The sequence below is a fragment of the Pseudomonas sp. TE6288 genome, assembly GCF_054062095.1.
The window spans coordinates 142,951-156,192 of sequence record NZ_JBSSEW010000009.1 but is presented as its reverse complement, the minus strand read 5'-3'; the positions used below and the strand labels follow the sequence as shown (position 1 = coordinate 156,192).

Here is a 13,242-nt window from a genome sequence, read left to right as displayed (position 1 = left end):
GCTCCCAGGGGCAGCCGGTCATGGCTGCCACAGGGGAGGGCGGGCTAAGGGGTCAGGCCGGCTGGGTGTAGGCGGCCAGTTCCTGCAGGCGTGGGTCTTCGCTGGCACGGTGGTCCTTGGCCAGCAGCGAGTACACGGTGGGCAGGATGAACAGGGTGAACAGCGTACCGACCAGCATGCCGATGACGATCACCAGGCCCAGGCTGAAGCGGCTGTGGGCGCCGGCACCGCTGGCCAGCAGCAATGGCACCAGGCCCACGACCATGGCCGCGGTGGTCATCAGGATCGGCCGCAGACGGATCTGCGCGGCGCGTTCGATGGCCGTGCGGCGGTCGAGCTGGTCGGCCTGCTGCAGCTCGTTGGCGAACTCGACCATGAGGATGCCGTGCTTGCTGATCAGGCCGACCAGGGTCACCAGGCCGATTTGCGTGTAGATGTTCACCGTGGCATAGCCCAGGTACAGCGGGATCAGCGCGCCGCACACCGACATCGGCACGCTGACCAGGATCACCAACGGGTCGCGCAGGCTTTCGAACTGCGCCGCCAGCACCAGGTAGATGACCAGGATGGCGAAGATGAACGTCACCACCAGGGCGCTGCCTTCCTGGACGAACTGGCGGGCATCCGACAGCCAGTCATGGCTGAAGCCGGTGGGCAGGGCATCGGCCTGGGCGGCGAGGAACTGCACCGCGTCGCCGATGCTCACGCCCGGCGCCGGCACCGCCTGCAGGGTGGCCGAGTTGAGCTGGTTGAACTGGGTCAGCTTGTTGGGCTCGATCGACATGTCGAAGCTGACCAGGGTCGACAGCGGCACCTGGGCGCCGTTGGCGGCCTTGACGTACTGGCCGACCAGCATCTCGGCCGACAGGCGCTGGGCCCGTGCCACCTGCGGGATCACGTCGTAGGAGCGGCCGTCGAGGGCGAAGCGGTTGACGTAGTTCTCGCCCACCAGCACCGCCAGGGCGTCGCCGATGGCCTGCATGCTGATGCCCAGGTCGTTGGCCTTGCTGCGGTCGATGTTGATGTTGACCAGCGGGCTGTTGAAGTCCAGGTCGCTGTCGACCACGGCGAACAGGCCGCTGGCCATGGCCGCCTGCTTGATCTTGTCCATGGCGTCGAACACCACGCGGTGGTCCTGGGAGCTCTGGATCACCATCTGCACCGGCAGGCCGCCGGTGGAGCCGGGTAGCGGCGGCAGCTGGAAGGCGAAGATGGCCACGCCCTCGATTTCGCCCACGGCTTTCTGGATCTCGGCCTGCAGCTGGTCGGCGCTGCGCTGGCGCTTTTCCCAGGTGCTCAGGTTGGCGCCGCCGAACGCGGTGCGCGGGCCGTCGTTGCCGTTGACCACCCAGGTGATGTCGGTTTCCGGGAAGGTGGCGAACAGGCGGTCCATGCGGTGCGCGTACATCTGGGTGTAATCGATGTTGGCGTACTGCGGGGCCTTGGCCACCGCCAGCACCTGGGCCTGGTCCTCGACCGGCGCCAGTTCGCGCTGGGCGCCGAGGTAGAGGATCGGCAGGCTGACGAACACCGCCGCGGCAATCGCCAGGGTCAGCCAGCGGTGGTGCAGGGACACGTCAAGCAAACGGCCATAGCCCTTGCCCAGCCAGTGGAAGAAGCGCTCGGCGCCACGCGCCATCGGCCCTTCGCTGGCCTGGCGGTTGAGCAGGAAGGCGCTCATCACCGGCGACAGGGTCAGCGCCACCACGCCGGACACCACCACGGCGCCGGCGAGGGTGAAGGCGAACTCCTTGAACAGCGCGCCGGTCAGCCCGCCCATCAGGCCGATGGGGGCGTACACCGCGGCCAGGGTCAGGGTCATGGCGATCACCGGGCCGGCGATCTCGCGGGCGCCGACCAAGGCTGCCTGCAACGGCGACTTGCCTTCCTCGATATGCCGGTGCACGTTCTCCACCACGACGATGGCGTCGTCCACCACCAGGCCGATGGCCAGGACCATCGACAGCAGGGTCAGCAGGTTGATGCTGAACCCAAAGAGGCTCATGATCGCCGCCGCGCCGATCAGCGACAGTGGGATGGTCACCAGCGGGATCAGCACGCTGCGCAGCGAGCCGAGGAACAGGAAGATCACCACGGCGACGATCACCACGGCCTCGACCAGGGTCTTGACCACCTCGTCGATGGACGCCTGGATGAAACGCGCCACCTCGAACACGATGTTGGCGGTCATGCCCGGCGGCATGGTCTCGCGGATCTGCGGCATCATTTCCTGCACTGAGCCGACGATGGTCAGCGGGTTGCCGGCGGGGGTGGCGTGCAGGCCGATGAACACCGCAGGCTCGCCGTCCATGATGCCGCTGGTGTCGTAGGAGGTGGCGCCGAGCTCGGCGGTGCCGATGTCGCTCAGGCGGATCAGCGTGTCGCCGTCGCGGCGCACCACCATCTGGCGGAACTGGTCGACGCTGGTCAGGTCGGTGTTGATGTTGATGTTGGCCGAGACGTACTGGCCCTTGGTCTGCCCGGGGGCGGCCTGGAAGTTGTTCTGGCGGATGGCCTCGGCCACGTCGCTGGCCGACAGGTTGCGCGCGGCCATGCGCGCCGGGTCCAGCCACAGGCGCATGGCCAGTTTCTGGCCGCCGAGGATCTGCGCCTCGGCCACGCCGTCGATGGCCGCCAGGCGCGGCTGCACCACGCGGGAGATGTAGTCGGTGATCGCCGGCAGGCCGATGTCCTTGCTCGAGAAGCCGACGTAGATCACCGCCGTGCCTTCGCCGGAAGACTTGGCCACCACCGAGTCGTAGGCGCCTTCGGGCAGGCGGTACTTGACCTGGTTGACGGCGGCCATGATCTCGGTGAGGGCCTTGTTGGAGTCGGCATTGAGCTTCAGGCGCACGCTGATGACGCTCTTGCCCTGGGTCGAGGTCGAGCTCAGGTAGTCGACGCCGTCGACCGAGGCCACGGCCTGCGAGATGGGCTGGGTGACGAAGCCCTGCATCAGCTGCGAGCGGGCGCCGGGGTATTCGGTGGTGATGGTGATGGTCGCGCTTTCCAGCTGCGGGTACTGGCGGATCGGCAGGTTCAGCAGCGCCAACAGGCCAAGCATGACGATCATCGCGCAGACCACCAGGGTCAGTACCGGGCGGCGGATGAACAGGTCGGTGAATTTCATGGTGCTACAGGTCCTTTTCAGTGGCACGCAAACCCATTACTGCTGGGCCAGGTCCGGCTTGCGCGGGGTGCTGGCGGCCAGGGTGTCATCGGTGACCCGCACCGGCATGCCGTTGCTCAGGCGGATCTGCCCCGAGACCACCACGCGGTCGCCCGGGGTCAGCGCGTCGAGCACCACCACGCGATCGTCGCGGCGCGCGCCGAGCCTGACGAACACCTGCTCCACGCGCAGGGCGCCGTCCTTCTCGCGCAGCACGTACAGCGAGTTGCCGTAGGCGCTGTAGCTGATCGCCGTCTCCGGCACGCTCAGCACATCGGCGTGGCTCGGCAGCTCGATGCTGACGTTGGCGAACATGCCCGGCTTGAGTTGCTGGCCGGGGTTGTCGAGGGTTGCCTGCACCAGCATGGAGCGGGCGCCCGGGTCGATCTGCGGCTCCAGGGTGGTGACCGCGGCGACAAAGCGCTGCTGCGGCCAGGCGTCGACCTTGAGGGTGATGGCTTGGCCCGCCTGCAGGGCGGCGGCGGACTGCTCGGGCAGCGGGAAGTTGACGTGCAGGCGCGACAGCTCGGTGAGGGTTACCAGGCTGTCGCCGGGGCTGACGTACTGGCCGAGGTTGACCTTGCGGATACCCAGCACGCCGGCGAACGGGGCGCGGATGGTCTTCTGCGCGATCTGCGCCTGGACCTGGGCGATCTCGCCGAGCAGCTGGTCGTAGTTGGCCTGGGCCTGATCCAGCTGGGCCTGGGTGGAGGCCAGCGGCAGCACCTTGCGCGTGCGCTCCAGGGCCAGCTTGGCGTTCTTGGCCTGGGCCTGCAGCTTGGCCAGCTCGCCGCGTTCGGGCGCGTCGTTGAGCTTGACCAGCACCTGGCCTGCGGCCACGGCCTTGCCGGCGGTGAACTCCAGCGCGGTGATACGCCCGCCGACCTCGGGCGAGACATTGACCTGGTGTACCGCCTCCAGGGTGCCGACGGCGCTGAGCACCTGCGGCATCGGGCCCGACTGCACGCGGGCGATTGCCACCGGGGTGGCGTTGGCCTGGGCGGCGGGGGCGTCGTTGGCCACTACCGCCGGGGCGGGCAGCAGGGCCATGGCCAGCAGCGACAGGGAAGTGCCGGCGGCGATCCAGTAACGGTTTTTCATTGGGCGGCTCCTTGTGCCTGGTTCTGGTTGGCACGGACCTGGATGAAGGTCTGGCGCAGTTGCTCGAGGCTCAGCGCGCCGGGGACCAGGTAGCGGCCGTCGATCACCAGGCTGGGCACCGAACTGATGCCCAGGCGCCGGCCCTGGGCCAGTTCTTCCTCGAGCATCTGCGGGGCCTGCTGGTCGAATGCCGTGGCGAAGGCCTGCGGGTCGAAACCGGCTTCGGCGGCCACCGCCAGCACGGTGGCGCGGTCACCGATGTTGCGGGCCTGCACCAGGTGGGCTTCCTGCAGGCGGTCGAACATACGCTCGTGGCCTTCGTTGCCGCCCAGGGCCTTGGCGGTCTGGCAGGCCAGGCCCGCGAGCAGGCCGGTGGGGTACTCGAAGTCCTGCTGACGCATGGCTTCGATGTTGATGCGCTTGACGTCCTCGGCACGCGAGCACGACAGCCAGTGGCTGAGGATGGTCTCTTTGGCCTTGGGCATCGAGCCGAAGCGCTCGACCATCGCCTCGCGGCTGGTCTGCAGGATGAAGCTGCGGTGCTGCACGTCCAGGTTCAGTTCGTCCTGCAACTGCTTCAGGCGCGGGGCGAGGACGAAGCACCAGCCGCAGACGACATCGTGGAAGAATTCGACTTTCAGGGGTGACATGGCAGTGATCCGGTTTCAGGGAGGGATGGCCGCACTATCCACAGCGCCCCGGCAAGAAAAAAGCGACAAAAGTGCCGCAAACCCTCTCATCCCCTTCATCGATGGCCGCCCGGCCCGGCCGCGAGCGGGTAGAATGGCGCTTTTGCCTGACCGTAGCCGACATGAGCCCAGCCATTGCCACCCTCGAGCAGCACCTGCTCGCCGCCCTCGACCCTGCCCCCCAGGAGACTCGCCGCCTGTTCCATGGCCGTGGCCGCTGCTGGCCGGGGCTTGAACAGATCACCGTCGACTGGCTCGACGGCGTGTTGCTGGTGGCGCTGTTCCGCGAGCCGCCCGAGGGCCAGCTGGCCGAGCTTGAAGCAATGCTGATGGCGTTGGCCGAGCGCCCGCAGTGGAGCGGCCAGGCCATCCTGCTGCAGCACCGCTACCTGCCCGACAGCCCTGGGCAGTGGCTGTGGGGCGCGCCGTGCCAGCAGCGCGAGGTGGTCGAGGATGGCCTGAAGTACCTGCTCGACCTGGGCGTGCGACAGAACAACGGCCTGTTCCTCGACATGCGCTACGGCCGGCGCTGGGTGCGCGAGCAGGCGGGCGGCAAGCGCGTGCTCAACCTGTTCGCCTATACCTGTGGTTTCTCGGTGGCCGCGATTGCCGGCGGCGCCGAGCAGGTGGTCAACCTGGACATGGCCAAGTCGGCGCTGTCCCGGGGCCGCGACAATCACCGGCTCAATGGCCATGACGCCTCGCGGGTCGCATACCTGGGGCATGAGCTGTTCAAGTCGTGGGGCAAGGTGCGCAAGTACGGGCCGTACGACCTGATCATCATCGATCCGCCGACCTTCCAGCGCGGCAGCTTCGTGCTGACCCAGGACTACGCCAAGATCCTTCGGCGTTTGCCGGAGTTGTTGACTGAAGGCGGCACGGTATTGGCCTGCGTCAACGATCCGGGGATCGGGCCGCAGTTTCTCATCGAGGGGATGGCCGAGCAGGCGCCGGGGCTGGCGTTCGTCGAGCGGCTGGAGAATCCGCCGGAGTTTCCCGATGCGGATCCGGAGGGTGGGCTGAAGGCGCTGGTGTTTCGCCAGGGGTGATCAGTAGCCCTTACCGGCCTATCGCCGGCAAGCCGGCTCCCACAGGAGATCGCGTTCCCAGTCGGAGCAACTGTCTTGTGTTGTTTGTAGTGGCCTCATCGCTGGCAAGCCAGCTCCCACAGGGATAGCGCAAGGGTTGAGGTTTGCGCGGTCGGTGTGGGAGCCGGCTTGCCGGCGATAGGCCGGTACAGGTCAGTGATCAATGGCTGGTATAGATCTGGTCGAACACGCCACCGTCATTGAAGTGGGTCTTCTGCACGGTGCGCCAGTCACCGAAGGTCTTCTCCACCGACAGGAAGTCGACTTTCGGGAAACGGTCGGTGTACTTGGCCAGCACAGTGGCGTCACGCGGACGCAGGTAGTTGTTCGCGGCGATCTCCTGGGCCTCCGGCGACCACAGGTACTTCAGGTATTCCTCGGCCACGGCCTGGGTACCTTTCTTGGCCACCACCTTGTCGACCACGCTCACCGGCGGCTCGGCTTCGGCCGACACGCTCGGGTAGACCACTTCGAACTGGTCGCGGCCGAACTCGCGGGCGATCATCTCGGCTTCGTTCTCGAAGGTCACCAGCACATCGCCGATCTGGTTGGTCATGAAGGTGGTGGTGGCGGCGCGGCCACCGGTGTCCAGTACCGGGGCCTGCTTGAACAGCTTGCCGACGAAGTCGCGGGCCTTGCTTTCGTCACCGCCCTGCTTGAGCACGTAGCCCCAGGCCGAGAGGTAGGTGTAGCGGCCGTTACCCGATGTCTTCGGGTTGGGCACGATCACCTGCACGCCGTCCTTCAGCAGGTCGGGCCAGTCCTTCAGCGCCTTGGGGTTGCCTTTGCGCACGATGAACACGGTGGCCGAGGTGAACGGCGCGCTGTTGTTCGGCAGGCGCGTTACCCAGTTGTCCGGCACCAGCTTGCCGTTGTCGGCCAGGGCATTGATGTCGGTGGCCATGTTCATGGTGATCACGTCGGCCGGCAGGCCATCGATCACCGCGCGCGCCTGCTTGCTCGAGCCGCCGAAAGACATCTGCAGGTTGACCTTCTCGTTGTGCTCCTTCTCCCAGTGCTTCTGGAACGCCGGGTTGTAGTCCTTGTAGAAGTCGCGCATCACGTCGTACGACACGTTGAGCAGGGTAGGGGCGGCCTGGGCGAGGTTGCCCAGGGCCAGGCCCGCGGCGAGCAGCGAGGCGCTGAAGAGTTTTTTCACTGGGGGCATTCCTTGTTCTGGTTCAAAGGGTTGGCGCTTTGCCAGCGACTATAGCGGGTGGCTTTGCGTGGGATAAAGAACAAAACGGTCTTTGGTTATGTCGTTGTCAGTGCCGGCCTATCGCGGCTGAAGCCGCTCCTACAACTTTGCGCAGGACCTGTAGGAGCGGCTTCAGCCGCGATGGCCTCAGCACCGTCAACCTCAACGCTTGGGAAACAACGCATTGCCACAGCGCGAACAGAACGCCGCGCCATGCTCGTGGTGGTGCTTGGCACAGGTCGGGCAGTCATGCTGCAACTGTTCGCCGCGCATGGCATTGGCCAGTTCGGCGGTGAAGATCCCGGTGGGCACGGCGATGATCGAGTAACCGGTGATCATCACCAGCGAGGACAGCACCTGCCCTAGCGGCGTAGTCGGCACGATATCGCCGAAGCCCACGGTGGTGAGGGTGACGATGGCCCAGTAGATGCCCTTGGGGATGCTGGTGAAGCCATGCTCCGGCCCTTCGATCACGTACATCAATGTGCCGAACACGGTCACCAGGGTCGACACGCTGACCAGGAACACGATGATTTTCTGCTTGCTGCCCTGCAGCGCCGCCAGCAGGTAGTGGGCCTGCTTGAGGTAGGGGCTGAGCTTGAGCACGCGGAAGATCCGCAGCATGCGCACCACGCGGATGATCAGCAGGTACTGGGCGTCGCTGTAGTACAGGGCGATGATCCCCGGCACGATCGCCAGCAGGTCGACCAGCCCGTAGAAGCTGAAGGCATAGCGCAGTGGCTTGGGCGAGCAGTACAGGCGGGTGATGTATTCGGCGAGGAAGATCGCGGTGAAGCCCCACTCGATCCCGGCCAGCAGCCCGGCGTAGTTCTGGTGAACGTCGTCGATGCTGTCGAGGATCACCGTCACCAGGCTGGCGAGGATGATCAGCAGGAGAATCTTGTCGAAGCGTCTGCCAGCCGTGGTGTCGGTCTGGAAGACGATGACGTAGAGCCGCTCGCGCAGGCTCGCAGGGTTGTCCATGGGCTCGTTCCAATAGGTGGATGGGCAGAGCCTAGGGGCTGGGTATCAGCTGTGCAAGCGGGGTGCGTTGCGGCGCTGGTTGACCTGGACCAGGTGGTTGCCCAGGTGCATCAGCCAGCACGCGGTCACAAAAGGCGCGGTCAGCCCGGAAATCGGCAGCAGGTTGAACAGCGGCTGCAGCAGCAGGGCGCAGGCGATGGCGAGCAAGGTCATCCAGGGTTTCTCACCCTGGCGACTGAAGGCCAGGGCCGCCAGGGCGGCGTTGAAGCCATACAGCCCCAGCCACGCGGCCTGCGTTTCTCCAGCCAGCAGCGCGACACCACCGCCGATGGCCGAGCCGATCAACGCCCAAGTGGCGGCATACGGGTTGGCGAAGTACATGCCGATGACGATCAGCAGGCCGGCCATGGGCTTGTCGAGCAAAAAGATCTGCCCCACGCCGCGCAGCAGGGCATACACCGGATCCGCTTCGACATAGCCGTTGGCCGAAGGCTCGGTCAGCAGCAACGCGGCCCAGCCCAGCAGCACGAATGGCGCGGTGTAGGCGATCAGCAGCTTGCCGCCGCGCTTGCGCCATTGGTGGGTGAGCATGCTCGACAGGCCGCCGGCGGCGATGATCAGCGGTGGCAGGATTGCCGACCAGGGCAATACGGCGCTGATCAGGATGCCGATCAGCACGCCGTTGTAGCAGTACAGCCCGGCCTGGCGGTCGGCGCGGTCGTAGCCGCGGCGCTGGGCGGTGAGCAGGCCGGCCAGGGCGCCGAGCAGGGCGCCGCCGACCAGGTTCGGCGCGGTCAGCAGGATGGCCAGCAGGCAGCACAGGCCGCACAGGGGGTTGCGCAGCAGCAGCACCTGGCTGAAGCCGTTGAGCAAGGCCGTGGCCCAGTCGGGGCACGGGTTGACGAAATTCTTGGTGTACATGGGCAGTCGGTAAGGTGAGTGGGGGAGCGGTGGGCCTCTTCGGGCCTCGGTTTTCCGCGATGTCATGGGTTGCTAGCACGTCTCGTGGGAGCGGCGCACCGCCGCTCCCACAGGAGTCGTGCAGGTTGTTACACCAGCGTCTCGATCCGCAGCGTATTAGTCGAACCCGGCTTGCCGAAAGGCACACCGGCGGTGATCAGCAGCGTGTCGCCACGGCTGGCCATGCCTTGGGCCTGGGCGATTTCCAGCGCCGTGGAGACCACCTCGTCGACCTGGCGCAGGCGGTCGTTGACCACCGAGTGCACGCCCCAGGCCACGCTCAGGCGGCGGGCGGTGTTCAGGTTCGGCGTCAGGTTGAGGATCGGCGCCCGTGGCCGCTCGCGGGCGGCGCGCAGGGTGGAGTTCCCCGACTCGCTGTAGTTGACCAGCACCGCCACCGGCAGGATGCCGCTGATGCGGCGGATCGCGCAGCTGATGGCATCGGACACCGTGGCTTCGGCCTTGGGCCGGCCAACGTCGAGCTGGGCCTGGTAGTCCGGGCCGTTCTCTACCTGGCGGATGATCTTGCTCATCATCTGTACGGCCTCCAGCGGGTAGTCGCCCGAGGCGGTCTCGGCCGACAGCATCACCGCGTCGGCGCCTTCGGCCACGGCATTGGCCACGTCGGTGACTTCGGCGCGAGTCGGGGCCGGGGAGAAGCGCATGGATTCGAGCATCTGCGTGGCCACCACCACCGGCTTGCCCAGCTGGCGGCAGGTATTGATGATGCTTTTCTGGATCTGCGGCACGCTCTCGGCCGGCACTTCCACGCCCAGGTCGCCACGGGCGACCATGATCGCGTCGGACAGCTCGGCGATGGCCTGCAACTGCTCGACCGCCGAAGGCTTCTCGATCTTGGCCATCAGGTAGGCGCGGTCGCCGATCAGCTCGCGTGCTTCGAGGATGTCCTGCGGGCGCTGCACGAACGACAGGGCCACCCAGTCCACGCCCAGCTCGAGGCCGAAGGTGAGGTCGCGGCGGTCCTTTTCGGTGAGCGGGGAGAGCTCGAGCACGGCTTGCGGCACGTTGACGCCCTTGCGGTCGGACAGCTCGCCGCCGGCCAGCACTTCGGTGTCGATGGCGTCGCTGTGCTTGGCGGTGACGCGCAGGCGCAGCTTGCCGTCATCGAGCAGCAGGTCCATGCCGGGCTCCAGCGCGGCGATGATCTCCGGGTGTGGCAGGTTCACGCGGCGGCTGTCCCCCGGGGTCTTGTCCAGGTCCAGGCGCAGGGCCTGGCCGCGTTGCAGTTGTACCTTGCCGTCGGCAAAGCGGCCGACGCGCAGCTTCGGCCCCTGCAGGTCCATGAGGATGCCCAGCGGGTAGTTGAGCTGCTGCTCGACTTCGCGGATCCACTGGTAGCGCAGGGCGTGGTCGGCGTGTTCGCCGTGGCTGAAGTTGAGGCGGAAGATGTTCACCCCGGCCTCGACCAGCTGGCGGATGTCGTCGATGCCCTTGATCGCAGGCCCGAGGGTGGCGAGGATTTTTACTTTTTTATCAGGCGTCATGAGGGGTCGGTCTCGAGGATCAGGATGGCGCGGAAGTCGTTGACGTTGGTGCGGGTCGGCTCGGTGACGATCAGCGCGTCGAGCGCGGCGAAGTAGCCATAGCCGTTGTTGTTGTCCAGCTCATCGCTGGCCGACAGGCCCAGGGCCTCGGCGCGGGCGTGGCTGTCCGGGGTCATGAAGGCGCCGGCGTTGTCCTCGGAGCCGTCGATGCCGTCGGTATCGCCGGCCAATGCGTACACCCCCGGCAGGCCCTTGAGGCTTTCGGTAAGGCTGAGCAGGAACTCGGCGTTGCGCCCGCCACGGCCATTGCCGCGCACGGTGACGGTGGTCTCGCCGCCGGAGAGGATCACGCAGGGTGCCTTCAGCGGCTGGCCGTGCAGGACGACCTGGCGGGCGATGCCGGCATGCACCTTGGCCACCTCGCGCGACTCGCCTTCCAGGTCACCGAGGATCAGCGGGCTGAAACCGGCCTGGCGGGCTTTCACCGCGGCGGCCTCGAGCGACTGCTGGGGGCGGGCGATCAGCTGGAAGTGGCTGCGCGCCAGCGTCGGATCGTCGGCCTTGACGGTTTCCGAGGCCGGGTTGTTGAGCCAGTCGATGACGGCCTTGGGCGCTTCGATGTTGTAGCGCTTGAGGATCGCCAGGGCATCGGCCGAGGTGCTCGGGTCGGCCACGGTGGGGCCGGAGGCGATGACTGTGGCCAGGTCGCCCGGTACATCGGAAATCGCGTAGGTGTAGACGGTGGCCGGCCAGCAGGCCTTGGCCAGGCGCCCGCCCTTGATCGCCGAGAGGTGCTTGCGCACGCAGTTCATCTCGCCGATGGTGGCGCCGGACTTCAGCAGGGCCTTGTTGATCTGCTGCTTGTCGGCCAGGGTCAGGCCTTCGGCGGGCAAGGCCAGCAGGGCGGAACCGCCGCCGGAGAGCAGGAAGATGACGCGGTCGTCTTCGCTGAGGTTGCTGACCAGCGCGAGCACGCGCTTGGCCACGGCCAGGCCGGCGGCATCGGGGACCGGGTGGGCGGCTTCGACCACCTCGATCTTCTGGCAGCTGGCGCCGTGGCCGTAGCGGGTCACGACCAGGCCCGAGACCTCGCCTTGCCAGCTTTTCTCGACCACTTCAGCCATGGCGGCGGCGGCCTTGCCGGCGCCGATGACGATGACCCGGCCGCTACGGTCGGCGGGCAGGTGGGGTTCGAGGACCTGACGGGGGTGGGCGGCGGCGATGGCTGTGTCGAACAGCTCGCGCAGGAATTTTTGTGGATCGACCGACATGGCAGGCTCCCAGATTCTTGTTGTTCTGCAAAATCGAAAACGCCCCTGGAACTGCCTCCGTGCAGGCCGAACCAGGGGCGGGTGTTGCTCGGGGTCACCCTTCGACCTGTGGTTGCAGGAGAACGGTGTTGGATTCATCGCCGGCAAGCCGGCTCCCACAGGTACAGCGCTGGATCATAGGACGGTGCGGTCCCTGTGGGAGCCGGCTTGCCGGCGAAAGGGCTGCGCAGCAGCCCCCGGATTCAAATCACTTGTCGTCGCGGATCGAGAAGTTGGCCATGTGCTCCAGGCCCTTGATCAGCGCCGAGTGGTCCCAGTTGCCGCCGCCCAGGGCCTGGCAGGTGTTGAACACTTGCTGGGCATTGGAGGTGTTGGGCAGGTTGATGCCCAGCTCCTTGGCGCCTTGCAGGGCCAGGTTGAGGTCCTTCTGGTGCAGGTTGATGCGGAAGCCTGGGTCGAAGGTGCCTTTGATCATGCGCTCGGCGTGCACTTCGAGGATCTTCGACGATGCGAAGCCGCCCATCAGCGCCTCGCGCACCTTGGCCGGGTCGGCGCCGTTCTTGGCGGCGAACAGCAGGGCTTCGGCAACGGCCTGGATGTTCAGGGCGACGATGATCTGGTTGGCCACCTTGGCGGTCTGGCCATCGCCGTTGCCGCCGACGCGGGTGATGTTCTTGCCCATGGCTTCGAACAGCGGCAGGGCGCGCTCGAAGGCTTTCGGGCAACCGCCGACCATGATGCTCAGGGTCGCGGCCTTGGCGCCGACTTCGCCGCCGGACACCGGGGCGTCCAGGTAGGCGGCGCCGGTGGCCTTGATCTTCTCGGCGAAGGCTTTGGTGGCGGTAGGCGAGATCGAGCTCATGTCGATCACCACCTTGTTCGGGCCCACGCCTTCGGCGACGCCGTTTTCACCGAACAGCACGCTTTCGACCTGTGGGGTGTCGGGCACCATGACGATGATGAATTCAGCTTCCTGGGCCACTTCCTTCGGGTTGGCCAGGGCCACGCCGCCAGCGGCGATCAGGTTGGCCGGAGCTGCGTCGTGGTGGGTCGAAACGAAGATGCTGTGACCTGCTTTTTGCAGGTTCTGGGCCATGGGGTTGCCCATGATGCCGGTGCCGATGAAACCGATTTTAGCCATGAGAGATTACCTCGTTGTAATTGTTGAATCTCGATGGAGCAGGCGGTGCGAACCTTGTGGGAGCTGGCTTGCCAGCGATTGCGATCGATATGCAAACGATGTTGGCCGTGTTGACGCTATCGCTGGCAAGCCAGCT

The 13,242-nt window shown here is 66.4% G+C and carries 10 protein-coding genes; 1 reads left to right on the top strand and 9 read right to left on the bottom strand.

The annotated features are described in order from the left end of the window. Positions 1 to 52: 52 nt before the first annotated feature. The 3 genes from ACVWY1_RS11410 to ACVWY1_RS11400 are packed head-to-tail and all read right to left on the bottom strand — an operon-like array spanning position 53 to position 4,920. Positions 53 to 3,130, bottom strand: coding sequence for a MexW/MexI family multidrug efflux RND transporter permease subunit (locus ACVWY1_RS11410; RefSeq protein ID WP_457378290.1), 3,078 nt, complete (start codon positions 3,128 to 3,130; stop codon positions 53 to 55). A 36-nt stretch (positions 3,131 to 3,166) separates the two neighbouring features. Next, the gene (locus ACVWY1_RS11405; RefSeq protein ID WP_457378289.1) at positions 3,167 to 4,270 is read right to left on the bottom strand and encodes an efflux RND transporter periplasmic adaptor subunit; all 1,104 of its coding nucleotides are present in this window, start codon (positions 4,268 to 4,270) and stop codon (positions 3,167 to 3,169) included. Beyond that, positions 4,267 to 4,920, bottom strand: a complete 654-nt coding sequence (locus ACVWY1_RS11400; RefSeq protein WP_046856501.1) for a DsbA family oxidoreductase — start codon at positions 4,918 to 4,920, stop codon at positions 4,267 to 4,269. The genes ACVWY1_RS11405 and ACVWY1_RS11400 overlap by 4 nt, the downstream gene beginning before the upstream one ends. A 161-nt stretch (positions 4,921 to 5,081) precedes the next feature. On the opposite strand from ACVWY1_RS11400, the gene ACVWY1_RS11395 reads away from it, so the two are divergent. Continuing rightward, entirely contained in the window at positions 5,082 to 6,008 is a 927-nt protein-coding gene (locus ACVWY1_RS11395) for a class I SAM-dependent methyltransferase (RefSeq protein ID WP_102683602.1), read from the top strand. Positions 6,009 to 6,207: 199 nt separating this feature from the next. Here ACVWY1_RS11395 and ACVWY1_RS11390 read toward each other — a convergent pair whose 3' ends face one another. The 6 genes from ACVWY1_RS11390 to ACVWY1_RS11365 all read right to left on the bottom strand — a co-directional run bounded on the left by ACVWY1_RS11390 (position 6,208) and on the right by ACVWY1_RS11365 (position 13,106). Further along, positions 6,208 to 7,206, bottom strand: a complete 999-nt coding sequence (locus tag ACVWY1_RS11390; protein ID WP_102683548.1) for a sulfate ABC transporter substrate-binding protein — start codon at positions 7,204 to 7,206, stop codon at positions 6,208 to 6,210. 201 nt (positions 7,207 to 7,407) lie between these two features. After that, on the bottom strand, positions 7,408 to 8,229 hold the full coding sequence (locus ACVWY1_RS11385; protein ID WP_457378288.1) for an ion transporter: 822 nt from the start codon (positions 8,227 to 8,229) through the stop codon (positions 7,408 to 7,410). A 45-nt stretch (positions 8,230 to 8,274) separates the two neighbouring features. After that, positions 8,275 to 9,150 (bottom strand): urea transporter, encoded by an 876-nt coding sequence (locus ACVWY1_RS11380; RefSeq protein ID WP_102683546.1) that lies wholly within the window; start codon positions 9,148 to 9,150, stop codon positions 8,275 to 8,277. Between the two features lie 128 nt (positions 9,151 to 9,278). Beyond that, on the bottom strand, positions 9,279 to 10,694 hold the full coding sequence (gene pyk, locus ACVWY1_RS11375; RefSeq protein ID WP_102683545.1) for a pyruvate kinase: 1,416 nt from the start codon (positions 10,692 to 10,694) through the stop codon (positions 9,279 to 9,281). Then, positions 10,691 to 11,965: a glycerate kinase type-2 family protein gene (locus tag ACVWY1_RS11370; RefSeq protein ID WP_139672571.1), complete on the bottom strand. Its 1,275-nt coding sequence runs from the start codon at positions 11,963 to 11,965 to the stop codon at positions 10,691 to 10,693. The genes pyk and ACVWY1_RS11370 overlap by 4 nt, the downstream gene beginning before the upstream one ends. A 247-nt stretch (positions 11,966 to 12,212) precedes the next feature. After that, positions 12,213 to 13,106: a 2-hydroxy-3-oxopropionate reductase gene (locus tag ACVWY1_RS11365; protein ID WP_023631172.1), complete on the bottom strand. Its 894-nt coding sequence runs from the start codon at positions 13,104 to 13,106 to the stop codon at positions 12,213 to 12,215. Between the last annotated feature and the right edge of the window lie 136 nt (positions 13,107 to 13,242).